This is a genomic window from Diaphorobacter aerolatus, assembly GCF_014489535.1.
Lineage (GTDB): Bacteria > Pseudomonadota > Gammaproteobacteria > Burkholderiales > Burkholderiaceae_C > Diaphorobacter_A > Diaphorobacter_A aerolatus.
In genome coordinates this window covers 3,031,447-3,054,903 of the sequence record NZ_CP060783.1, presented here as the reverse complement: position 1 = coordinate 3,054,903, position 23,457 = coordinate 3,031,447, and the positions used below count along the sequence as shown (strand labels likewise).

Genomic DNA, 23,457 nt, shown 5'->3' with positions numbered 1-23,457 from the left:
TGAAAAAGTGTGAAACTCCCCATGGAACTGCGCCAGCTCCGCTACTTTGTCCGCATCGTCGAGCTGGGCTCGATGGGGCGGGCCGCGCTCGATCTGGGCATGGTGCAGTCGGCGCTGAGCCAGCAAATCAGTCGTCTGGAAGGCGAACTCTCCACGCGGCTCCTGCAGCGCACGAGCAAGGGGCCGTGCCCACCGAGGCCGGACTTGCGTTCTTTCATGAGGCGCAACTCACGCTGCGCCATGCCGATCAGGCGATTCTTGCGGCGCAGCAGGCACGGCTTTCCGGCGCGGTGAGTGTCGGGCTGTCGCCCACGATTGCATCCGTGCTCGGCCTGCCGCTCATGCGTGCGATGCGCGAGCGCTACCCCGACGTGCGGCTGCACATGGTCTCGGCGCTCTCGGGTCACATGGCCAGCCTGCTCAATGCGCGTCAGCTCGATCTGGCCATCCTCTTCGACGTCAACACCGCGCGCCGCTGGAGCGTGACGCCGCTGCTCGAAGAACGCCTGTTCCTGATCCAGTCACGCCGCAATCCGCTGTGGCCGCTGGCCGAGAAAATGAGCCTGCAACAGCTTCAGCAAAAGCCGCTGATCCTGCCCTCCGGCACGCACGGCCTGCGCAGCTCGGTCGTCACGGCCTGCGCGCAGGCGGGTTTCCAGCCGCAGCTTGCAATGGAGATCGATTCGCTCACCATGCTCATGGAAGCGGTGGATGCGGGCCTCGGTGCAACCGTCCAGCCCTGGTCCGCCGTCAATCCGTATGAAGATGCGGCGGAGCGCTTCTCATGGACGGAGATCGACGACGACCGCGTGCGCCGCCACGCGCAACTGTGCAGCCTGTCCGACGACGAACTCTCCCCCGCCGCCCTCGCCGCGCGCGTGGTGCTGGCAGACTGCGCGAAGCAGTTGGTGCAGTCGGGCAAGTGGATTGGGGCCAGTCTGGTCGCACACGAGCAGCGCCTCGGCTGAAAGCGAAAAATCCCCCGCGAGCGCCGAACGCAGCCGGGGGCGCTCGCAACCCATCACAAACCGTGAAGTAGCCTTGCCGTAAGCCCTCTGGTCACGGTGCGCCCGGTTCCCTACATTCGGATCAGCCACCCGTTCCTCGCGCTGAGGGCCGCCTTTGTTGCGGCGCGGCGCGTCAGGAACGAGCGATCACAAAAACACACTCCCACGACGAGGTCCGCTGTGCCCACGATACACACTGCCCTTTCATCCCCATGCAGCCGCGCTGGCGGCCCGCTTTCATCATGAGCGCCGAAGCCTTCGACAGCGACGTGCTGGTGATCGGCGGCGGCAATGCCGCGCTGTGCGCAGCCCTCATGGCGGCCGAGGCCGGTGCGCGCGTCACCTTGCTCGAATCTGCGCCGCGCGACTGGCGCGGCGGCAACTCTGGTCACACGCGCAATCTGCGCTGCATGCACGACGCGCCGCAGGATGTGCTGACCGATGCCTACCCGGAAGAGGAGTTCTGGCAGGACCTGCTCAAGGTGACCGGCGGCATCACCAACGAACACCTCGCGCGCATGGTGATCCGCGCCTCGTCCACCTGTCGTCACTGGATGCGCAGGCATGGCGTGATCTTCCAGCCACCGCTTTCGGGTGCGCTGCACGTGGCGCGCACCAATGCGTTCTTCATGGGTGGCGGCACGGCGCTCGTGAATGCGTATTTCCGCAGCGCCGAACGGCTCGGCGTACAGATCCATTACGAAACCCCCGTGGATCGCCTCGAGATCGACAACGGCGTGTTCAAGGCTGCCCTCACCAGCAACGGCAAGCGCTTCACCGCGAAGAGCTGCGTGCTGGCGGCGGGTGGCTTCGAGTCCAACCGCGAATGGCTGCGCGAGGCCTGGGGCCAGAACGAGCGCGGCGAGTTTCCGTCCGACAACTTTCTGATTCGCGGCACGGCGTTCAACAAGGGTGTGCTGCTCAGGCACATGCTCGACGAGCAGAACGCCGACCGCATCGGCGATCCGACGCAGGCTCACATGGTGGCCATTGATGCGCGCGCGCCGCTGTATGACGGCGGCATCTGCACGCGCATCGACTGCGTGTCGCTCGGCGTGGTGGTCAACCGCGAGGCCAGGCGCTTCTATGATGAGGGCGAGGACTTCTGGCCCAAGCGCTATGCGATCTGGGGCGACTCGTGGCGATGCAGCCGGGCCAGATCGCGTATTCGATCATTGACTCCAAGGCCATCGGTCGCTTCATGCCGCCGGTGTTTCCGGGCGTGAAGGCGAACTCGCTCGAAGAACTGGCCGACAAGCTGGAGCTGGATCGCGCCACCTTCATGCAGACGCTCACCGAATACAACGACAACTGCCATGTCGGCCACTTCGATCACACCGCGCTCGACGATTGCCACACCCAGGGCATCACGCCAGCCAAGACGCACTGGGCGCGCCCCATCGATACCGCGCCGTTCTACGGCTACGCACTGCGCCCCGGCGTGACATTCACCTACCTGGGTTTGAAAGTGGACGACACATCGGCCGTGCGCTTCAACGACCAGCCAAGCCGCAACCTGTTCGTGGCCGGCGAGATGATGGCTGGCAACGTGCTCGGCAAGGGCTATACCGCCGGTGTCGGCATGTCCATCGGCACGGCCTTCGGTCGCATCGCGGGACGCAACGCGGCGCTGGCCGCACAGGGCAAGCCTGCGGTTGCAGGCGCTGTCAGTGACCAATGAATCCGAGTGTGTGAGTAAGAAGTAAGGCCGCCCCACCATGCAAACGCTACAAGCCCTGACCGACGACGCCAAGGCACTCGCCCAAGGCCATATCGTGCCCATGACGCCCGCCGAAGACGAAGTTGCGCGCGTCATGCAGATCTGCAACGCCTGTCGCTATTGCGAAGGCTTCTGCGCGGTGTTTCCCGCAATGACGCGGCGCCTCGAATTTCCGAAGGCCGACGTGAATTTTCTTGCCAATCTGTGCCACAACTGCGGTGCCTGCCTGCACGCGTGCCAGTACGCGCCACCGCATGAATTCGCAGTCAACGTGCCCAGGGCCATGGCCGAGGTGCGCGGCCAAACCTATGCCGAGTACGCGTGGCCGCCCTCGTTTGGAAAACTCTACAAGAACAACGGCCTCACGCTGGCGCTGGCGCTGGTCGTCGGCCTGGCGCTGTTCCTGATCATCGCTGCGGCCGCACACGGTGGCCTCGGTGCCCTGTGGAGCGAACAAACCGCCGGCAATTTCTACAACCTGTTCCCGCACAACCTGCTGGTTGGCATGTTCGCGCCGGTTTTCCTGTTTGTGGTGTTTGCGTTATCCATGGCGGTAAGCAAGTTCTGGAAGCAGATCAAACCGGCCACCAGCGGCGCCGACGTGAGCGGCCCCGCTGCGGCGGAAGCCACGCACGACGTGCTGCGCATGAAGTACCTCGACGGCGGTGCGGGTCAGGGTTGCCCGAACGAAGACGATGCCTACACGCTCGCACGTCGCCGCATGCACCATTTCACGTTCTACGGTTTCATGCTGTGTTTTGCGGCAACCGCGCTCGGCACGGTGTATCACTACCTGTTCGGCATCGTCGCGCCATACGAGCTTCCCAGCCTGCCCAAGATCCTCGGCGCATTGGGCGGTGTGAGCCTGCTCGTCGGCACCAGCGGCCTGTGGCACCTGAACCGCAGGCGTGATCCGGAACACGGAGACCTGAAGCAAAAGCCCATGGACCTCGGCTTCATCGCGTTACTGTTCCTGGTCTCGCTCACCGGCCTCGCGCTCTGGATTTTCCGCAGCACGCCAGCCATGGCATTGCTGCTGTGCGCACACCTCGGCGCGGTGATGGCGTTGTTTCTTACGCTGCCCTATGGCAAATTTGCACACGGCGTCTTCCGCACGGCGGCCCTGCTGCGCCACACGACCGAGAAGCGTGAACCGAATCCGATTGGCCTCGGCGCGGACTGATTCAATTGACGTTTCTAGACAGCCTCGTGCGGTAGTCGGCGAACTCCGCGCTCGTCAACGTTGCGCGTTGACAAGGCCATCGCAAGACAAGAAAAGCAGCGTTTCATGGTGCCACAGCTGCTGCGGTTTGACAGACTTCAACACACAGGAAAAATCACGATGAACAAACGATCCCTACTCCTTCGCGCCACGGCCATCGCCAGCCTGGCCGCCCTGGGCGTCAGCACGGCGCACGCCGCCGATCCCGTCTTTCCACCCACCAAGCCCGTGACGCTGGTCGTCGGCTTTGCAGCCGGTGGCGCGGCCGACGCAGCCGCGCGCCTCATCGCCAAGAAGCTCGGCGAAAACATCGGCCAGTCGGTCGTGGTGGACAACCGGGGTGGCGCGGGCGGCAACATCGCGCACCAGCAGGTGGCATCGGGTGCCTCTGACGGTTCAGTGCTGCTGTTCGGCTCGGTCGGCCCGCTCACGATTGCGCCGCACCTCATGAAGCTGAGCTACGACCCGTTCAAGGACCTCGCGCCGATCTCGGGCGGCGTGTATTTCCCGAACGTACTTGTCGTGAACAAGGCCGTCGGCGTGAAGACGCTCGCCGAATTCGTCGCCAAGGCCAAGACCAGCAACGTGGAATTCGCATCGACGGGTGCGGGCTCGGCATCGCACCTCGCGGGCGAGCTGTTCAACCAGCGCGCGGGCGTCAACATGGTGCACGTGCCCTACAAGGGCGGCGCACCGGCGCTGCAAGACCTGCTCGGCGAGCGCGTCGCCAGCTATTTCGCCGCACCACCCACGGCCCTGCCGCACATCGAAACCGGCAAGCTGATCCCGCTCGCGACCACCGGCCTCAAGCGCCCCAGCTACCTGCCCAACATCCCCACCGTGGCCGAATCCGGCTATCCGGGATTTCAGGCACTGAACTGGTATGCATTCGTGGCCTCGTCCAAAACCCCTGCCCCGATGCTCGACCGCTGGAACAAGGAAATCGTGAAGGTACTCAACGACCCAGGCGTAAAGGACGCGCTGAGCAAACACGGCCTCGACCCCCAACCCACCACCCGCGCCGAGTTCGCGACCTTCATGAAGAAGGAATACGACCAGTGGGGGCGATTGTGCGGGAGCGCAAGATTACGGCGCAGTGACGCGGTGGGGTGATGCGAATGGCGGCGCAGGTAACATCATTCGTGTTGGGATGGTGCCTGGATGAGCAACTGCTGATCTACCTCGCCCCGGAAACAAAACGGCCTGCGCATTTGGCGGGGCGGCAACTTCAGTTCTAATCGTTGAAGTGCTGCTTCCGACCCAAAGCAGTCGGTCAGAGCAAATCCACAACACCGTTGTCTGACGATCTACGGAGCAATGATATGAGCAATGCCTCGTGCGCAGGCTACGGTCTTTGAAACTATAGGAGCTGCTGTGTCACTTAAGATTTTCGTGAGTTATGCGAAAGAGGATCGGGATCTCGCGCTGAAATACTACGACCTTCTTATCCAGGATGGGACTAGTCCTTGGATGGATGTAAAACACCTGCTTCCCGGTCAGAACTGGGAGGCAGAAATCGACAGAGCATTCAGCGATGCAAACGTAGTTGTTCTCTTGTTGAGCAAACAAAGCGTCAACAAACGTGGTTTTGTGCAACGCGAGGCCAATGACGCTATCGAACGTCTCAGATACAAGCAACCTACGGACATATATGTGATTCCGCTGCTCCTTGAGCCATGCGAAGTTCCTAGTCACATTGCCGGACGACTTCAATACGTTGACCTGAGTACCGCAGGAGCTTGGGAGCAAGTCCAAGCCTCATTGAAGCTCGCTGCCGAGCAGCAGTCCATCGAATTAGCCAGAGGTTTAGACGCCGGCCCGTTCCGAGTGTTTACCGAGAAATTCGAGGAGCAGTGGCAAGGTGCTCCCGGACACGACATAAAAATTGAATATCCTCGGTTTGAGTCAGCATCTCTCTCGGACATTGCAAAAGAGCTCACATTCTTCTTTGCGGGACGAGCAGCCAAAACGCTAATCGAATCCCGTCAAAAACCTTGGGATCAATCACCTGATATCTACCCAGAGATTGACGGATTTTCTGCAATGAATGGCCGATGGGACGGCTTTGGGGTCGTCCACGCCACTACTCAACTTCTGAGTCTGACATATGAAGTTGGTTGGTATAGCGCGGGAGCGGCGCACCCCAACTCGCACTTCGAAACGTTCAATTTCGCCATACAGGATCAGTTGCACATCCTTAGTCTTGAAGACTTTTTCAAAGACGGTCCAGAAGCTATCAAACGCATTAGCGAACTATGCATAGCTGCCCTCTGCCGAGAGTGCTGGATTCGAATGGGTCAGAAACCCGACGACGATCAGATGAAGTGGTTTCAGTCAGGAGCTGGCCCGAACGCGGAGAATTTCGCAGCTTTTACAGTCAGTGTAGATCACTTCACATTTCTTTTTGCTCCATACCAGGTGAGCGCCTATGCAATGGGCCGATGGAGTGTTGACGTTTCCTTCTACGACCTTCTTGATGCACTGCAAGCCAACGGCTTGCAGCTTTTGGCTGCTCCGTCTCACGAATAAAAAAATGCCCCATTGGCTCGATGACGCCGAGCCCTCTCAGCAACATCGTTGATCGTCAGCCCTTCCTAACCACCACCGTCCGCTTCTGGCCGCAAGCCGCCAACACAGTCCTTCCCCAATCGATTTTGACCCGTCCTGAATAAAGTTGACACCTTGGACTTGCAAAAAAGGCAAGCGAGATGGAATCAGAGATCAAACGTACGCAGCGCGACTACACGCTGGCTTTTAAGCTGGCGGTGGTGGAGCAGGTAGAAAAAGGCGAGCTGACATACAGACAAGCGCAAAGCAAATACGGCATTCAGGGGAGATCGACCGTGTTGGTGTGGTTGCGCAAACACGGGCGACTGGGCTGGAGTGTTGGTGCATCATCTGCTGCCATGCGGATAGATAAAGAACCTCAGCCACTCACGCCTGAGCAACGGATCAAGGAGCTTGAAGTACAGCTCAAGGATTCTCAGCAGAAGGCGCAATTGTTTGAAGCAGTGATCGATGTGCTTCGCAAAGACTACGGAGTGCGTGTCGTAAAAAAGCCTTTGGGCAAGTTCTCCAGGAAAAACTCGTCCAAGGACTGAGTGTGAGCAGAGCTTGCCAACACATGGGCATGAGCCGTCAGGCGCATTACCAGGGCTGCCAGCGCCACGCCGCGCGCATGAACCAGGCCCAGACGGTCGTGCAACTTGTTGAACACGAGCGCATGCGCCAACCCCGGGTGGGCACGCGCAAGCTCCAGAAAATGCTGGAGGTTCCGCTACAGAAGGCGGGTATAGCGATGGGACGGGACGCGCTGTTTGATGTGCTGCGCAACGCCAGAATGCTTGTTGCGCCAAAGCGGGCCTATCACAAGACAACTCACAGCCATCATCGCTTCAGGCGCCACCCGAACCTGCTCAAGGGCGGGCCACAGCAGGAGCAGGCCACAAGAAGCGAGCAAGTCTGGGTGGCGGACATCACCTACCTGCCCACGCAGGGAAAGTTCGTCTACCTGAGCCTGATCACAGACGCCTACTCACGCAAGATCGTGGGCTGGCATGTCCACGCAAGCCTGCAGACGCAGGAAGTGGCGCAGGCGTTCAAGAACGCATTGAAAGCACGACAAAGCCAGCAACCACTGACGCATCATTCGGACAGAGGCATTCAATACTGCGCAGACTACTACCAGGAGTTGCACAAGCGTCACGGGGTGACGTGCTCGATGACCGATGGCTACGACTGCTACCAGAATGCACTGGCCGAGCGGGTCAACGGAATCCTGAAAGGTGAGTTACTACTTCAAAGGCCAGCCGATCTGGCCCAGGCCAGGCGAATGGTGAAGGAGTCCGTGCAGATATACAACTGCGAGAGACTGCACACATCGCTGAAAATGCAGACGCCCAATGCTGTGCACCGGGCGTCTATGGCCGAATTACTCCGGAATGTTCAACCGTCTAAAGTGTCAACGTAATTTAGGACGGGTCATTTGATGCGCACAAACCGCCGCCCCTACACATCCTCATCCAACGGAAACACCGGCCTCTTCACCTTCCCAAACGCAAACCGCGAATAGTCCGACGTTGTCACGCCCGGGCTGTCGCATTCGACCAGGCCGGCCGAAAGTGGGACGAACACCGGTCTGCAATACATGCGCGACTTGAGCAGCAGGTAGCGGGCCTTCGTGGCATCCACGCCCACGCAAGTGAACACGCCCAGGTCCCACGGCTCGTGGGTCTGTTCGGTCACGACGATCTGCGCGCCGCCGATATCGAGCAGTGCGGTGCGGCCCATATGGCATTCCATGCCGTTGTAGATCGGGCCGCTGACGACATACCTGCCATCGCTGAGCTTGCGCACCACGCCGTGCAGTTGCGCGGGCTGCTTGTGCATGCTCAGATGGGCGAGCGAGCGTTTGTTGCCGAGCGCGATGTCGATTTCTGCGCCTTCGCCTGCGGCGAATATCTGCGCGACGGCCTCGGGGTCGCAGAGTGGGCCGACGGCGATGCCGTCCATGCCGAGCGTGAGCGCGGTCTGCAACACGTCCATGGTGTCGCAGGTGCCGCCCGACATGCAGTTGTCGCCATGATCGAGCAGCAGCACGGGTTTGCCATTGGCACTGGCCGCGAGTTGCCGCGCGCGGGCGAGTGATGTCTCGAGCGGCTCGCTGTCGTACACGTACTCGGCGCGGCGCTGCCAGATCATGTGGTTGGCGAATGCATCGATGATGGGCTGCTGCGCCGAAGCGGTGCCCTTTTTGATCGTGGCGACCACGCTCATGCAGGGCGCGGGAATGTCGGCAAGCGAGAATCCGCCGAACACGGTGACGGCGGGCAGGCCCTGATTTTCCATCTGCTTTGCACGCTCGCACGCGTCCTTCATCGGACCGTCGAGCGTGGTGCTGCGCAGCGTGTGGCTCATCAGCGGCAGGGGCTTCCAGATCACCTCGTATTGCGCCTCGCCGCGCCACATCCCGAGCAGCAGGCGGCCTGTGTGCTCGCCCGTTTCATACATGTCGATGTGCGGGTAGGTCTTGAAGCCTACGATCACATCGGCATTGCGCACCATCTTGTCGGTGACGTTGCCGTGCAGGTCGAGCGCCACGCCGATCGGCACACCGGGCGCTGCCGCAGCGCGCACGCGTTCGAGCAGATCGCCTTCGCCGTCCTCGCTGTTTTCGGCCACCATCGCGCCATGCAGGTCGAGCAGGATGGCGTCGCAGCCGGGCACGGCTTCGACGATGCGGCGCGTGAGTGCGTCATATGCATCTGCATGCACCGGGCCGCTCGGATTGGCCATCGCCGAAACCGGCGTGACCAGTTCTGCGCCTTCTGCCTCGGCCAGATCGATGAACGCCGCCATCGCGGTCCGCATGCCCTTGTTGGCGTGATATGCCTGCGCGTCAAAGCTGGGAGAAAAGGCTTCAAGGGGCGTGGGCACGGGCGAGAACGTATTGGTCTCGTGGTTCAGCCGCGCGATCAGAAACTTTTTCTTGGTATTCTTCTGGTTCGGGGTTGCGGTGCTACTCATTGCAAAATTCTCCAGCTCCAATCAAGCCATGCCGACGCCGAGATACCGATCCTTCACCGCGTCGTCCGCGATGAACTGCGCATTCGTCGCCTCGTGCACCACCGCCCCTGCTCGACGATGTAGTGGCGATCCGCAAGCTGGGTGCAGACTTCGAGATTCTGCTCGACCAGCACGATGGAAACGCCCGAGGCCTTGATCACCTTGAGTTGCGCAACGATCTCCTCGACGATCACGGGTGCGAGGCCTTCGACGGGCTCGTCGAGCATCAGCAGGCGCGGCGCGTTCATCAACGCCCTGCCGATGGAGAGCATCTGCTGCTCGCCACCCGAGAGCTGGCCGCCACCGTTGGTGCGGCGTTCCTTCAGGCGCGGAAATATGCGGTAGATATCGCCGAGCTGCCATGGCGAACTCTTGCGCTGGCCGAGCATGAGGTTTTCCTCCACGGTCAACAGCTTGAAGATGCCCCGGTGTTCGGGTACGAGACAGATGCCGCGCTGGGCGACCTGATGCGTTGCGAGCCTGCTGGTCAGCGCGCCGGCAAAGCGGATCTGACCTTGCGTGGGCAGCATCGCGCCCGCAATGCATTTGAGCGTGGTGGTCTTGCCCGCGCCGTTGCGCCCGAGCAGCGTGACCAGTTCGCCATCGTTCACATGCAGCGATACGCCCTGCAATACGTGGCTCTTGCCGTAGTGCGCATGAATGCCCTCGACCTGGAGAAGGGACGTGCCGTTCGCGCTCATGCCTTGCCTCCGGTGATCATGTTGCCCAGATAGGCCTTGCGCACCCGGTCGTCGTTGCGGATGTCGTCGGGCAGTCCCTCGGCCAGCACCCGGCCTTGCTGCATCACGGTGATGGTGTCCGAGATATCCATGACGATGTTCATGTTGTGCTCGATCAGCACCACCGTGTGATCGTCCTTCAGGCTCTGGATCAGGTGCTTCATTTCTTCGAGATCATCGATACCCATGCCCGACGTCGGCTCGTCGAGAAAAATGGCCTTGGGACGCGCCGCGAGCGCCATGCCCACTTCGAGGCGGCGCTGCTGCCCATGCGAGAGGTTTCCTGCCGGTGTGCCCGCAAAGCGCTCCATTCCGATCTTGGCAAGCACGCTGCCCACGGTGTCGGCGCGGGCGAGGTCGCCCACGGGTTCGCGCCAACAGTTGAGCGCCTGCGCTGGCGATACGCCCTGGGCCGCGAGGCGCAGGTTTTCGCGCACCGGGAGCGTGAGAAACAGGCTGGTGACCTGAAACGAGCGCGCCATTCCTCGGCGCACCCGTACATGGTCTGGCTCGCGCGTTACGTCATGTCCGTCGAAAACGATTTTTCCGCCGCTCACGGTCTTGGTGCCGGTAAGCATGTGAAACAGCGTGGTCTTTCCGGCGCCGTTAGGGCCGATCACCGAATGCACCGTGTTGGCGCGAACCCGGATGTCCACGCCGCCAAGCGCGACGAATTTGTCATAACGCTTTTCGACGCCCACGGCTTCGAGCAGCACCGGATTGCCGGCCGTCGTCGTGTTCATGCGCGACCTCCCTTGGCATCGGCCTGCGCCGCAGCATCTGCATCCTTCGATTTGCGCCCGCGCGCCAGATTCCACAGTCGCTGGCAAAGTCCCCACAGGCCGCCCTGCATGCCGAGACTCACGACCATCAGCACCACCCGAGGATCAGCAACCAGCGCGGCCACAGCGTGGACAGCCAGTCGCCAAGCAGTACGTAGAACGCCGCGCCGAGCAGCGATGCGAGCAGATTGCCCGTTCCACCGATCACGGTCATCACGAGGATCATTTCGCTGGTGTGGTATTCCGCATTGGACAGCGGCGCGATACCGGTCATCAACGCGTGCAGCGCGCCCGCCAGTCCGGTCACGGCGCCCGATATCACGAACGCCTGCAGTTTCAGAAGGCGCAGGTTGTAGCCGACGGCGGCGGCGCGCTCCTCGTTGTCGCGCACGGCCAGCAAGGTACGACCAAAGATCGAATCACAGACGCGCCGCAACAGCCAATAGACGACAAGGAACAACACCGCCACAAAACCGTAGTACTGCCACGGCGTCTCGAGCGGAAGAATCGTCTGTCCGCCGATGGACAGCGACTTGCGCGGAATGTCCATCAGGCCGTTATCGCCACCCGTAAGATCGCTTGCGCTGTAGGCGATGAAATAGAACATCTGCGCAAACGCGAGCGTAAGCATCACGAAATAAGTGCCTTTCTGGCGAATCGCGACCCAGCCGACGAGGGCCGCGCCGAGGCCGCCCATCACCACGGCGGCAAGCAGCGCCAGCGGCATGGGAATCGGCAGACGCGTGAGCATGATGCCGAGCGTGTAGCTGCCAAGACCAAAGAACACGCCCTGCCCGAACGACAACAGCCCGGTGTAGCCGAGCAGCAGGTTGCAGGCCATGGCGGCCAACGCGTAGATCAGCACCTCGCTCGCGAGGGAGCCCGACTTCATGAACAGCGGCATGGCGATCACGATCACCACCGCAATGAGGAACTCGAAATGTTTTGCCTGCATGGTGTGGCGCTCCTCGATCAGACTTGGCGACCCAGCAGGCCGTTGGGACGCAGCAGCAGCACCGCCGCCATCGCCACATAGATCATCAGGCTCGCGCCCGGCGGCCAGATGGTGCTCATCAGGCTTTGAACGACGCCGATCAGCAGCCCTCCGACCAGCGCGCCGCTGAAGCTGCCGAGACCCCGACCACCACGACCACGAAGGCCACGCCCAGCGCCTCCACGCCCATGAACGGGCTCACGCCGCGAATCGGCGCAGCGAGCACCCCGGCCAGCGCCGCGAGCCCCACGCCAAGGCCGAACACCAGACTGAAGATGGCCAGGATATTGGTGCCGAGCAGCGACACCATCTCGGTGGATTCACTGCCCGCGCGCACGATGCTGCCAAGGCGCGTGCCTTCGAGAACCCACCAGATGATCACAGCCAGCACGGCGGTGAAACCAATCACGAACAGCCGGTATTTGGGGTAGATGAAGCTTCCCCACATCACCACGCCGTTGAGCAGATCGGGTGTCGCCACGCTGTCGCCCAGCGGGCCCCAGATCATGATCACGATTTCCTGAACGACAAGCGCGAAGCCCACGGTGATGAGGATGTGGAACTCGTGCGGCTTGGAATACACGTGGCGCAGGATCAGCTTCTCGGTGATCCAGCCAATCGCGCCCACCGCTACGGGAACGACGACGAGAGAGAGCCAGAAACTCATTCCCCATTGCGCCATCTGGTAGCAGAAATAAGCACCCAGAAGATAAAAGGTTCCATGCGCAAAATTCACGAAGCGCAGCAGACCGAAGACGATGGACAGGCCCACCGCCAACAGAAAGTACAGCATGCCGATGCCGATCCCGTTGATCGTCTGAAGCAGATAGATGCTCATGTCATTGTGCTGGCTCGCGAAGCCGTGCGGTTGCGATGGATGGGCATGGAAACGAGCGCGAACGCGTGCCGGTTTTCCTCCCTCTCCCGCAAGCGGGAGAGGGCTGGGGTGAGGGTGACGGCAGCGTTTGACGGCGCATTGCGCTGGACGAAAGCCCCCTCACCCGGCCCTCTCCCCCACGGGGGCGAGGGAGATGGGGAGCGGGTTCCCCTCCCTTCCGTCCTGTCGCCCGAGGCAGATGAGCAAACTTGGCACCGCCCGGCTTCGATCACGTCATCTTGCAACCGGTCTGGTCGACCGCGAGGAACGACTTTCCGGAGCTGACGATGTCGGCGTAGTCGTCCTTGTTCTTCATCTTCGATTTGGCCTTGCCCTTGAGCAGGTAGTAGTTCTTGAGCACCTGATGGTCGGCCTTGCGGATTTCCTCGTCGCCGGTCAGCCCCTGGTATTTCATGCCTTCCATCGCGGCGATCACGGCCTTGGTGTCCACGGTGCCGGCCTTGACGATGGCGTCGATCATCAGCTTGGTGCAGATGTACGAACCGGCCAGGCTGTAGTTGGGGTTGTGCTTGAACCTGTCGTTGCAGCGCTTGACGAGGTCGAGATTCAGCGGCGCATCGACGGTGTGCCAGTACTGCGCGCCAAAATAGATGCCGTCGCACAGGTCCGCGCCCAGCGATTCGAATTGCTCCAGACCCGAGGCCCATGCGATCAGGATGGTCATGTTCTTGTTCATCCCGAAGCTCACGGCCTGGCGCAGCGTGTCGGACGATTGCTGTCCGAAATTCAGGATCAGCAACACATCGGGCTTGGCGGCAACGGCGTTGGTCAGGTAGCCGCTGAACTCCTTTTCGGTGAGCGAGTGATAGCTGTTGCCCACGTGCTCGATGCCACGCTCCTTGAAGATGTTCTTGGCCGCGCCGAGCAATCCGTCGCCGAACACATATTGCGGCGTGATGGTGTAGACGCGCTTGGCCTTGGGGTGGGCATCGAGCAGCGGCCGCACCGTCTGCTCAATGGCGCCAAAGGTGGGCACCGACCAGCGGAACGTTGCCTTGTTGCAATCCTTGCCGGTGATTTCATCGGCACCGGCGGTGGTGATGAAGATGCCGCCGGCCTTCTCGGCTTCCTTGCCCATGGCCAGCGATTCCGACGACAGAATGCCACCGGCAAAGAATTTCGTGCCTTGTTGCGATGCGTCCTGCACCTTGCGGATGGCGGTGGCTGGCTTGCCCTCGGTGTCCAGCAGCGTGTAGCCGAGCGGCCGGTTCAGCGCCTTGCCGTATTGCTCGATCGCGAGCTTCATGCCCAGGTCTGCGTATTTGCCATTGGCCGCGAACGCACCGGACATGGGCACGGGACAGCCGAACTGAATGGTGTCCTTGGCCTGCGCCCATGCGCTGTGAGCAAGGCCAAGGGACGCCGGGAGCGCGCCGAGAGCGGACATTTGCAGGAAGTTGCGACGTTGCATGACGTGAGTCTCCAAAGTGGAATCGAGGCCAACATGGCCTGCCTTGTTATCGGAGCAGGATGCGTGCCAGACCCCTCCGGAAACACGCGCACTCTCAGGGATGCCCTGCACGAATCGGATCGATGCCCGGCAGGCGCGAACTCGGGCGGCCTGCGCCTCGCATCTCATCCCACCCCGATCCGCACCGGCAGCGTGCCAAGCCTTTCGTGCAGCGCATCCCTAGCATCCTATTTATAGTGACAAATAGAACAAATATGACGCGTACAAACCCTAGATGATGGTGGTGGCGCGTGTTTGACGTGCATACTTCTTTCACTTGGCAACGCGCGATTTCAAGGCCGTTTTGCGGCCATCAACAGATTCCAAATGGCAACCAGAAAGTCTTCCTCATCGATGGCGATCAAGCAGCTCAAACGCTCTGATCTCGTGGCCCAGGAAATCAAACGCATGATCACCGAGCGCAACCTGAGCCCCGGTGACAGACTTCCGCGCGAGAGCGAATTGCAGGCTCAGTTCGAGGTCAGCAAGGGCACGATTCGCGAGGCGCTCAAGTCGCTGGAGGTGCAGGGTCTGGTGACGATTTCCACGGGGCCGTCGGGCGGTGGAACGATTGTTGAAGTGCCGCTTGATCGCACGTTGCAGTTCATGCAGAACTACTTGTTCTTCAAGGAGGTGTCGATCGACGACATCTACGCCGTGCGGCTGATGCTCGAGCCCGAACTGGCTGCGGGCGCCGTGCCGCATCTCACCGACAAGGATTTCGAGGAGCTTGAACACAGCATCTCGTGCTGCGATCCGTCGTCGGCCATCAAAACCTGATCATGCAGCGCCGCGAAGACGTGAACTTTCACGACATTCTGGCGGCTGCGAACCCGAATCCTTTTCTGCGTTTCACCTGCGAGCTGATCAACGAAATGATTCGCCAGCTCATCGTCTTCGGCAACCGCACGCCGCAGGCAGAACACCGCCGCTTTGGCGAGGAAAACGCCAACTACCACCGCGACATCGTCGCCGCCGCGCGGGCACGCGACGTCGAACGCGTGCGCGCGCTGATGCAACAGCACATGCAGGATGCAACGCGCTCGGTCAAACGCATGAAGGGGCGCGTTCAGGGCCGATTGATTCTGGATGCCGACTCCCTGCGCAGCTCCCGCGCGACAGCGTCGTTCACCACCCGGGCGCAGCCCATGCCGAAGCCTCCACGCCGGTCAGGCCCGCAGGCGCACCGCGCTCCCGTGTCGCCGCTACCTGAAAACACCGATGCAGCGCTTACGCGCGTGCCGGCCTTTTTTTTTGCCTACCCGGCGCGAGACCCGGCCAACGCCACACCCAACCCGACCAGCACCGCCCGAACACGCGATCAATCCATTTACGCGCCGCGAGCATACGCTCCCGCACGGAGGGCGCTGAAAAGCAGCAGGCGACCAACACAAACCACACCAGATGCGCTGCCGAGATGAAGCCGCCATAGGCCAGTTGCACGCCGAGCGAAGTCTGCGGCTGCACCACCTGCATGAACAGGCTTACGATGAACACCGTGGTTTTGGGTTTAGCGCATTGGTGAGAAAACCTGTGCGCAGCGCCGCCAGGTCACGAAGGCTTGAGTGATTCCTTGCCCAGACTGCGGTCGCCGGAACTTGCGCGCAGCATCTGCACGCCAAGATAGATCAGGTACAGCGCACCGAGCAGCTTGACGATACTGAACAGCAGGAGCGACTGTCGCATGAGCAACCCCACGCCAAGCAACGTGTAGCCCACGTGCACCCACACCCGAGCGCGATGCCCACGGCGGTGAGCATGCCCGCGCGACGAGTGAGCACCAGCGCGTTGCGCGAGACCATCGCGAAGTCCGGCCCGGGGCTGATCACCGCGAGCGTGGTAATCGTGATCACGGTGAGCCATTCGTTCATGAGAGCGCCATCCATCCTTTGAAAACATGTGCTGGATGCTAATAAACTTTGGGTGGAGAATCCAACGATGATTTCTGACAGAAATGGTGAGTACAGCTCACCGATGGAACCCCCTCTTCTCGCATGCCATCGCTCAACGCGCTGCGCTGCTTCGAAGCCGCAGCGCGGCTCGAACACTTTGGCCGAGCAGCCGAAGAGCTGCATCTCACGCATGGTGCGATCAGCCGCGCCGTGCGCAGCGTCGAGGAAGATCTGGGAATCGCGCTGTTCGAGCGTCGCCATCGGCGCGTGTTTCTCACCGATTCCGGACGTGAGCTGGCGCAGGCCGTGTGCGAGGGCATGGAGCGCATGCGTCATGCCTGCATGCGGCTGCGCGAAAGCGCGCCGAACGAGCTGCGCCTCACGCTCTCGTGCGAGCCCACGCTGCTCATGCGCTGGCTGCTGCCGCGCTGGCCCGCGTTTGTACGCAAACTGGCACGCTCGCATCCACGCGCCCACATCCATCTGATCGCGGGCGGCGGTTCATTCTCGTTCGGCGATGGCATCGATCTGGCGATACGTCGCGACGATTTCGATTGGGGTGATGCGCTGCATGCCGACATGCTGTTTGCCGAGGAAACCGGGCCTGTCTGCCGCACGGAACTCGTTGCACGCTGGTTCACATCCCGACAGGAACTGCGCGCCGGAACCCCGCTGTTGCACACACGCACCCGGCCCGATGCATGGCGCACCTGGTCGCGCATCACGGGCAGAAAGCTGCCTACGCAGTCGCGACCGCACCAATACGATCATTTCTACTTCAGCCTGCAGGCGGCGATCGCCGGTCTTGGCGTAGCGATCGGCACGCGGGAGCTGGTGCGCGATGATCTTGCAAGCGGCGTGCTCACTGCACCGCTTGGCTTCGTCGAGGACGGCTCAAGGTATTGCCTGCTGGCGCGCGCTCCCGCCGCGCCAGACAGCGTTCATGCATTGCTGCTGCAATGGCTGCTGACGATCCAGCCTACGCAGAAATCTTGAACGGCGAATGAAACACGCTCACATCGGTATGCACCATCTCGAGCGGATAGCGCTGGCCGCGCAGGTAGTCCTCGATGGTAACCAGCACGAACGGGCTGCGGTGCCGCGTGGCGGTGGCCCGGATCTCGTCGAGCGTCATCCACACCGCGCGCACGATGCCATCGTCCAGTGATCGCCAGGCATGGTGCGCGCCCACCTTGCCGCTGAACGCGAAACGCATGTAGGTGATGTCGTCGCCGGTGCGTGTGCGCACGAAGCGGTTCATGTAGATGCCGACCAGGGCCTCGGGAATGAAGTCGAAACCCGTCTCCTCCAGCACTTCACGCACGCAGGCCTGCACGGGCGATTCGCCCGGGTCGAGATGTCCTGCGGGGTTGTTCAGACGCAGGCCATCGGCCGTGTCTTCTTCGATCAAAAGAAAGTGACCATCGCGCTCTATGACGGCTGCTGCGGTGACGTTGGGTTTCCAGCGATTTGGCATGCGCGCATTATGGCAAGCGGGCTTTGCCTGCCCGGATCGCATGTATGGAAACACACACTTGATAACAAATTGCCGCGCAAACCCGTATTTCTACGTGATGTCGCACATCGGAGCATGGACGCGGTCCACCAAGTGACATGAGGTGCGCGGCCGCAATCGGGCTGCTTTCCTTCATGCGCCTCACAACAACATGCAAGGAGACTTCACATGCCAACCCACCGCGCACCCTGCTCCCGCGCCTTTCCCCGAACGCGTCTGGTTCTGCTGCTTGCGGCGGTGGTCACAGCCGCCGGTTGCAGCACGGTTTCCAACAGGCAGCCCGACCGGCAGGCCAAGCTCGGCGCGCTGGAAAAGCCCGCCGAAGTGCTGATCGACCAATGGGGCGTGCCGCACATCTATGCGGCCACCACCTATGACGCATTCGTCGCACAGGGCTACATGGCCGCGCGTGACCGTCTGTGGCAGATGGATCTGTGGCGCAAGCGCGGGCTCGGTGAGATGGCGGCCGATTTCGGTGCTGCCTGGGTGGACAGCGACAAGGCGGCGCGTGCCGTGCTGTTTCGCGGCGACATGTACCGCGAATGGCTGGCCTACGGCTCGGATTCCAAACGCGTGGCGGAGGCTTTCGTCGCCGGGGTGAATGCCTTCGTTGCCGAGACGCGTGCCGACGCCAGCCTGTTGCCCGAGGAATTCAAGCTGCTCGGTTATCAGCCCGCGCAATGGGCGGCCGAAGACATCGTGCGCATTCGCCATCATGGACTGACGCTGAACTTCACCAGCGAGGTTGATCGCGCTCAGGCGTTCTGCGACGGCAAGAGCAACGGAGCGCGCGTGGACTGGCTGCGCCGCGAACTCGTGCCCGACGTGAAGCCGCAAGTACCCGATGGACTCAACGTGTGTGGCCTTCCGGGCAAGGAACTCAAGCAGGCCTATGCACTCGCCACGGCCAGCCCCAAGTTCACCAAGGACAACGTCAAGGTGCTGGCCGCAAACACCACGCCGCAGGAGTTGCTCGATCTGTCCGGCTCGACGCTCAACGCGGTCGATGCCGACACCATGGCGGCCTACGGCAGCAACAACTGGACCATCGCACCATCGATGACCACCACGGGGCGACCGATCCTCGCCAACGATCCCCACCGTGCCCACGGCGCGCCAAGCCTGCGCTACATCTCCCACATCTCGGCACCGGGCATGGACGTGATCGGCGCGGGTGAGCCGTTCCTGCCGGGCATTTCCATCGGCCACAACGGGCGCATTGCGTTCGGCCTGACGCGCTTCTACATGGATCAGGAAGATCTGTACGTGTACGAAACCATGCGCAGCAACGAGCGCGAATACAGATACCAGGGCCGCTGGGAGCCGATGACACGTGTGAGCGAGCTGATCGTCGTGAAGGGCGAAACCGCACCGCGCAAGGTGGACAACTGGTACACCCGCCATGGCCCGGTGCTGGTGAGCGCCAAGGGCCGCGCCTATGCGCTGCGCGCCGCATGGCTCGACTACGGCATGGCACCGTATTTCGGTTCGATGGACTACATGCGCGCGCAGAACTTCGATCAGTTCCGCGCCGCGATGAACCGCTGGGGCGCACCCGGCGAGAATCAGGTCTATGCCGACAACAGCGGCAACATCGGCTGGATTCCCGGCGGCCTCACGCCCATCCGCCCCAACTGGGATGGCCTGATGCCCGTGCCCGGCGACGGTCGCTACGAGTGGAGCGGTTATCGCAACGGCGACGAACTGCCATGGGAATTCAATCCCGCGCGCGGCTACGTGGTCACGGCGAACGAGAACAACATTCCACCCAACCATCCGCTGTATCAAAAGGGCATTGGCTACGAATGGAGCGACTCCGCACGCGCGCAGCGTCTGCACGGTCTGTTTGAACGCGCCGCCAAGGAAGGCAGGAAGCTCAGCGTGGCCGACTCCGAGGCCTGGCAGACGGACATCGTCGCGGTGCCCGCCCAGCGCCTGCTCAAGCTGCTCGCGCCACTCGAGAGCAGCGATGCACGCACCGCCGAAGGGCTGGCGCTGCTCAAGCGATGGGACGGCACGATGTCGCCCGACAGTCCGGCGGCGGCGCTGTATGAGGTGTGGAGCAGTGCCACGTTGAAGCGTGCCGTCAGCGAGAAGCTGCTCGCCGCGAACGAACGCGCATTTGCCAAGGACACCAGCGCCACGCGCATGATCACGGTGCTCGAAACTCCGCAAGGCTGGATGAGCCCACCGACCGTGACCAACTGCTGCTCTCCTCGATTGCTCCGGCCATGCAGTGGCTGCAGGGCAAGCAGGGGCGGACGCGTCGAAATGGAGCTGGGGCACGCTGCATCAGGCCAACTTCATGCATCCGCTCGCAGGCGCGGTCGATGAAACCACGCGCCAACGCCTGAACGTTGGCGCAGGCCCGGTGGGCGGTTCGTGGGCCACGCCCATGGCGACGAGCTACAACGCCGAGACCTACCAGCTCACGTCGGGGCTTCTTTCCGCATGGTGGTCGACGTCGGAAACTGGGATGCGTCGCGCGCCGTCAACACGCCCGGCCAATCGGGCAATCAGGCCAGTCCGCACTATCGCGATCTGGCAAGCACCTGGGCTGCGGGCAAGTATTTCCCGCTGACCTATTCACGCGATGCGGTCGAGAAGGTCACGCGGGAACGCATCACGCTGACGCCGTGAGCGGTGCGTCGCTGAAATGAAAAATGGCGATCCATGATCGCCATTTTTTCGGGATATGCCGCGATGGATTCAAGAGTCCAGGGCCTGTTCACCCAACGCACGGGGATCGCGTTGTGCAGTCTTGGGATGGGTGAACAGGCCCTAGCTCACAAACCATGTACACGGCGCCTTCACCATAGCTCGCGAGGTTTCGCTGTTCCGCTGGATTCTTCAGTTCGCACGGCGCATAGCCTTGCCGCTTCCAATAGGCCTCGGAGCCCTGCACCGACACCAGACCGGAGTATCGCAATCGCGACTCACTTGCCCGCTGCCGCATGAGCTTCAACAACGCACGTGCGAGGCCCTGTCCGGCGTACTCGGAAAGCACTGCCATGTCGTGCAGGTACAGCGTATCCGGCTCGCTTATGGCGTCAAAATCGCCGTGTAGCGGAGTCACCTTTTTTGCGCGACTGTGATAGGCGGCGAGATAAGCGCACACACGGCCTTCGACTTCCAGCACCAACGAGCAGTTGGCGTCGCTTGCGATTCGTTTTGCAAAAACGTCCGCGCTCTCCAACAACTCGCTGCCATAGCAGGCGCGCTGCACGGCGGCCAATCCTGCCAGATCCTCCAGGCGCAGGGCGCGCGCCGACCACCTCGACAGGCTCAAAGAACTACCCTCGGCCGGGAAGCTTCGGCGATTGCACAAAGTCGTCCAGCGAGAGCCCCTTTTCCCTGAGGATCGCCTCCAGCACCGGCTGCAGCCTGCCAAGGCTCTCCTGCACGGTCTCGCGCACGGTATCAACCACGACCTGCGTGCTGCGCTCGATCTCGATATTGAGGCGGTCACCGGCCTTCTTGTGGGCAAACACCGTGGCGCGCAGGGTCTCGGGAATCAGCCAGACCTCGAACCAGCCCTCCTGGCGGTTGACTTCGGCGACCGTCAGGCTGGCTCCATGGATTGCGATGTAGCCCTTGGCGAAGACATAGCGACGGAAATCCTCCGGCACCGCCACGCGCCACACGACGTTGTTGTCCAGATGCTTCACGTCGGCGAGCGTCGCGGAAAAATCGACGTGACCCGATAGCGGATGGCCGCCGATCTCCGCGCCGTCCCGGGCCGCGCGCTCGACGTTCACGCGGTCGCCCACGCCGTAGCTGCCGAGCGTGGTGATGTTCAGGCTTTGCAGCATCACGTCGAAATTGGCGCGCGTGGGTGAAACGATCTCGGTCACCGTCAGGCACACGCCATCGGTCGAAACGCTCGCGCCGATCTCCAGATCCTTGCAGAAGCCTGCGGGAAACTCGAGCGTGAAGGTGCGCAGACCCGAGCGGTCTTCGATGGCGGCGATACCCGCCGTGGCTTGAACGATTCCGGTGAACATGATGTCTTCAACGCTGAAAATGGCGGGGCCGATCTCGCGATTTTGCCACCCATGCGCAATGCACACGGCGTTGCCGGACATTGCCTGGTCCCGTAAAAAAGCCACGCGGCTGAAAACATCCGCGTGGCCAAGCGTGCGCTCTACCTTTGCCCGCGCCGCGTTTCACGATGCATTGCCGTGTCTGCGGCGCAGGCTTCGAGTTCTATCTCCTGCCCGTCGCTCGCTTATCTGGCCCGCAGGAACTCTCCCACCTCCAGCAGCACCAACTCGTTGTCATCCTGCCGGTTGGGTTCGCGGCTGGAGCTGAAAGGCAGGTTGTTGTCGTTGCCCACCACGATGTGATTGGCGTCCACCACATCCACATTTTCGATCGTGAAGAAAGGGAACTTGAGCACGCCGTCGTTCAATGGCTTCCTCGCAACCCGGTTCGGGTCCTGGATGTTCAGCAGATCGATATAGCCGATCTTGCGCAGCTCCGCGCCCGCGTTCGCCTGCGTCAGCTCGACCTTGTAGACACGCTTGAACCTGGGCAGATCGTCAAAGCAGTCCTTGCGCTTTTCGCCTTGCGGGCAGGCCTTGTCGGGCACTCCCTCGCCGTTGTCGCGTTCGATGATCAGGCCGGTGGTCTCATCGATCATGTTGAAGTCACCAATCGCGTGGTGGTTGGCTTCGAGCACGTATTTCCAGTGGCGTCCGGTCCATTGACCGGATGTCACATCGAACTCGAGCACGCGCAGATACTGCTTGCCGTCCACATTCTCATACGCCTTGGCGTCGTCGCTCCACAGCGGGCCCTCAAGCAGGGCATAGAGCCTGCTGCCGTCGGGCGACGATGCCATGCCTTCAAAGCCCTTGGAGCGCTTGACCTGGAAGGCCGCCATCTTCGCGTCCGGTGCGCCCGGAGCGACCACGCCGGGAGCGTCGGGCGAGCGCACGACCTTGTCATCGACCTTGGTCTCGAACACACCGAGCACCTTGCCGTTCAAATCGGCCTTGATCAGATAAGGACCGAATTCCTCGCCAATCCACAGCGCGCCACCGGCGAACTGAAAGCTCTCGGGATCAAAATCCGCGCCGGTCAGATAGCGCTGCTTCGTCCCTTCCTGGACGATGCGAAACGGCACCTTCTTATCCGGGTCATGCAGGAACACGGTCTTCAGACGATCAAACTTGCCGCTCTTGAAATCCACCTTGTAATGGTTCAGATAGAGCATGAAATCGGGCGAGTTGGCCTTGGCGCCCGCACCGTTGTCGGTGAGTATCCAGAACGAGCCATCGGCCATGCGCTTGATACCCGAATGGCCTTGCAGCGGCTGGCCCTTGAACGGCAGCGACACGCCGGTCGGGCGGCCGTTGGACATTCCTTCCACGCTACCGATCTGTTCCATGCGCTTGGGGTCGTGAACTTGCCACTCGTCTGCAGATCGGCAGGCGCATCCTTGGGCGCGGCGACATACGACTGCGCGGGCAGCACCGCGTGTCCGGCCAGCGTGGCAGGAAACGCTTGCTGCGATGTCTGGGCCTGGGACTGCAAGGCGACGCTCGCGCTGGCCAGCAGGATGCAGGCTGCGACGATGTTTTTCACGACGGGCATGGACGAAAGCTCCTCTCGGTTCAGAAGCCCACGACCATGCCTATGCGGTGTGACAGAGCCGTGAATCGGCCGG

General features: G+C 61.8%; 11 protein-coding genes and 10 pseudogenes. 10 read left to right on the top strand and 11 right to left on the bottom strand.

The genetic code is table 11. The features are described 5' to 3' along the window. Positions 1 to 21 precede the first annotated feature (21 nt). The 6 genes and pseudogenes from H9K75_RS14200 to H9K75_RS14175 all read left to right on the top strand — a co-directional run bounded on the left by H9K75_RS14200 (position 22) and on the right by H9K75_RS14175 (position 7,919). Positions 22 to 968: pseudogene (locus tag H9K75_RS14200) on the top strand (LysR family transcriptional regulator). Between the two features lie 281 nt (positions 969 to 1,249). Then, a pseudogene (gene tcuA, locus H9K75_RS14195) lies at positions 1,250 to 2,688 on the top strand (FAD-dependent tricarballylate dehydrogenase TcuA). Positions 2,689 to 2,725: 37 nt separating this feature from the next. After that, positions 2,726 to 3,910 carry a tricarballylate utilization 4Fe-4S protein TcuB gene (gene tcuB, locus H9K75_RS14190; protein ID WP_187723145.1) on the top strand — a complete coding sequence of 395 codons (1,185 nt, stop codon included), beginning with the start codon at positions 2,726 to 2,728 and terminating at the stop codon, positions 3,908 to 3,910. Between the two features lie 159 nt (positions 3,911 to 4,069). Beyond that, positions 4,070 to 5,049: pseudogene (locus tag H9K75_RS14185) on the top strand (Bug family tripartite tricarboxylate transporter substrate binding protein). A gap of 229 nt (positions 5,050 to 5,278) precedes the next feature. Further along, positions 5,279 to 6,478: a TIR domain-containing protein gene (locus tag H9K75_RS14180; RefSeq protein WP_226858212.1), complete on the top strand. Its 1,200-nt coding sequence runs from the start codon at positions 5,279 to 5,281 to the stop codon at positions 6,476 to 6,478. Positions 6,479 to 6,657: 179 nt separating this feature from the next. Next, positions 6,658 to 7,919 (top strand): IS3 family transposase gene (locus H9K75_RS14175; protein ID WP_187723143.1). Its coding sequence is split into 2 segments (ribosomal slippage): positions 6,658 to 6,999 and positions 7,002 to 7,919, totalling 1,260 coding nucleotides; the frame shifts between segments, so codons are not numbered across the junction. Positions 7,920 to 7,957: 38 nt separating this feature from the next. On the opposite strand, the gene H9K75_RS14170 is transcribed toward H9K75_RS14175, so the two are convergent. The 6 genes and pseudogenes from H9K75_RS14170 to H9K75_RS14145 all read right to left on the bottom strand — a co-directional run bounded on the left by H9K75_RS14170 (position 7,958) and on the right by H9K75_RS14145 (position 14,339). Then, positions 7,958 to 9,475 carry a M81 family metallopeptidase gene (locus tag H9K75_RS14170; protein WP_187723142.1) on the bottom strand — a complete coding sequence of 506 codons (1,518 nt, stop codon included), beginning with the start codon at positions 9,473 to 9,475 and terminating at the stop codon, positions 7,958 to 7,960. A 21-nt stretch (positions 9,476 to 9,496) separates the two neighbouring features. Then, positions 9,497 to 10,215, bottom strand: a pseudogene (locus H9K75_RS14165) (ABC transporter ATP-binding protein). Further along, entirely contained in the window at positions 10,212 to 10,997 is a 786-nt protein-coding gene (locus tag H9K75_RS14160) for an ABC transporter ATP-binding protein (protein ID WP_187723141.1), read from the bottom strand. Before H9K75_RS14160 ends, H9K75_RS14165 begins: the two are co-directional and overlap by 4 nt. Continuing rightward, a pseudogene (locus tag H9K75_RS14155) lies at positions 10,994 to 11,991 on the bottom strand (branched-chain amino acid ABC transporter permease). The gene H9K75_RS14160 and the pseudogene H9K75_RS14155 overlap by 4 nt, the downstream one beginning before the upstream one ends. Positions 11,992 to 12,008: 17 nt before the next feature. Beyond that, a pseudogene (locus tag H9K75_RS14150) lies at positions 12,009 to 12,868 on the bottom strand (branched-chain amino acid ABC transporter permease). Between the two features lie 268 nt (positions 12,869 to 13,136). Then, a complete protein-coding gene (locus tag H9K75_RS14145) occupies positions 13,137 to 14,339 on the bottom strand; it encodes an ABC transporter substrate-binding protein (RefSeq protein WP_187723140.1) in 1,203 nt (400 codons plus the stop codon). 366 nt (positions 14,340 to 14,705) lie between these two features. On the opposite strand from H9K75_RS14145, the pseudogene H9K75_RS14140 reads away from it, so the two are divergent. After that, positions 14,706 to 15,523: pseudogene (locus H9K75_RS14140) on the top strand (FadR/GntR family transcriptional regulator); the annotation flags it as partial. Between the two features lie 85 nt (positions 15,524 to 15,608). On the opposite strand, the pseudogene H9K75_RS14135 reads toward H9K75_RS14140, so the two are convergent. Further along, positions 15,609 to 16,064: pseudogene (locus tag H9K75_RS14135) on the bottom strand (LysE family translocator). Between the two features lie 72 nt (positions 16,065 to 16,136). Between H9K75_RS14135 and H9K75_RS24825 the strand changes: the two are divergent. Further along, the gene (locus tag H9K75_RS24825) at positions 16,137 to 16,271 is read left to right on the top strand and encodes a hypothetical protein (RefSeq protein WP_264293803.1); all 135 of its coding nucleotides are present in this window, start codon (positions 16,137 to 16,139) and stop codon (positions 16,269 to 16,271) included. A 101-nt stretch (positions 16,272 to 16,372) separates the two neighbouring features. Further along, a complete protein-coding gene (locus tag H9K75_RS14130; RefSeq protein ID WP_187723139.1) occupies positions 16,373 to 17,266 on the top strand; it encodes a LysR family transcriptional regulator in 894 nt (297 codons plus the stop codon). Here the strand turns inward: H9K75_RS14130 and H9K75_RS14125 are convergent. Further along, positions 17,250 to 17,747: an NUDIX hydrolase gene (locus H9K75_RS14125; RefSeq protein WP_187723138.1), complete on the bottom strand. Its 498-nt coding sequence runs from the start codon at positions 17,745 to 17,747 to the stop codon at positions 17,250 to 17,252. The genes H9K75_RS14130 and H9K75_RS14125 overlap by 17 nt on opposite strands. Before the next feature lie 207 nt (positions 17,748 to 17,954). On the opposite strand from H9K75_RS14125, the pseudogene H9K75_RS14120 reads away from it, so the two are divergent. Continuing rightward, positions 17,955 to 20,426, top strand: a pseudogene (locus tag H9K75_RS14120) (penicillin acylase family protein). 88 nt (positions 20,427 to 20,514) lie between these two features. Here the strand turns inward: H9K75_RS14120 and H9K75_RS14115 are convergent. From H9K75_RS14115 to H9K75_RS14105, 3 genes and pseudogenes are all read right to left on the bottom strand, one after another. Next, complete coding sequence (locus tag H9K75_RS14115) at positions 20,515 to 21,075, bottom strand: GNAT family N-acetyltransferase (protein ID WP_226858210.1); 561 nt, start codon at positions 21,073 to 21,075, stop codon at positions 20,515 to 20,517. 4 nt (positions 21,076 to 21,079) lie between these two features. Continuing rightward, the gene (locus H9K75_RS14110) at positions 21,080 to 21,790 is read right to left on the bottom strand and encodes a riboflavin synthase subunit alpha (protein WP_187726050.1); all 711 of its coding nucleotides are present in this window, start codon (positions 21,788 to 21,790) and stop codon (positions 21,080 to 21,082) included. Positions 21,791 to 22,014: 224 nt separating this feature from the next. Continuing rightward, positions 22,015 to 23,384, bottom strand: a pseudogene (locus H9K75_RS14105) (esterase-like activity of phytase family protein). Positions 23,385 to 23,457 lie beyond the last annotated feature (73 nt).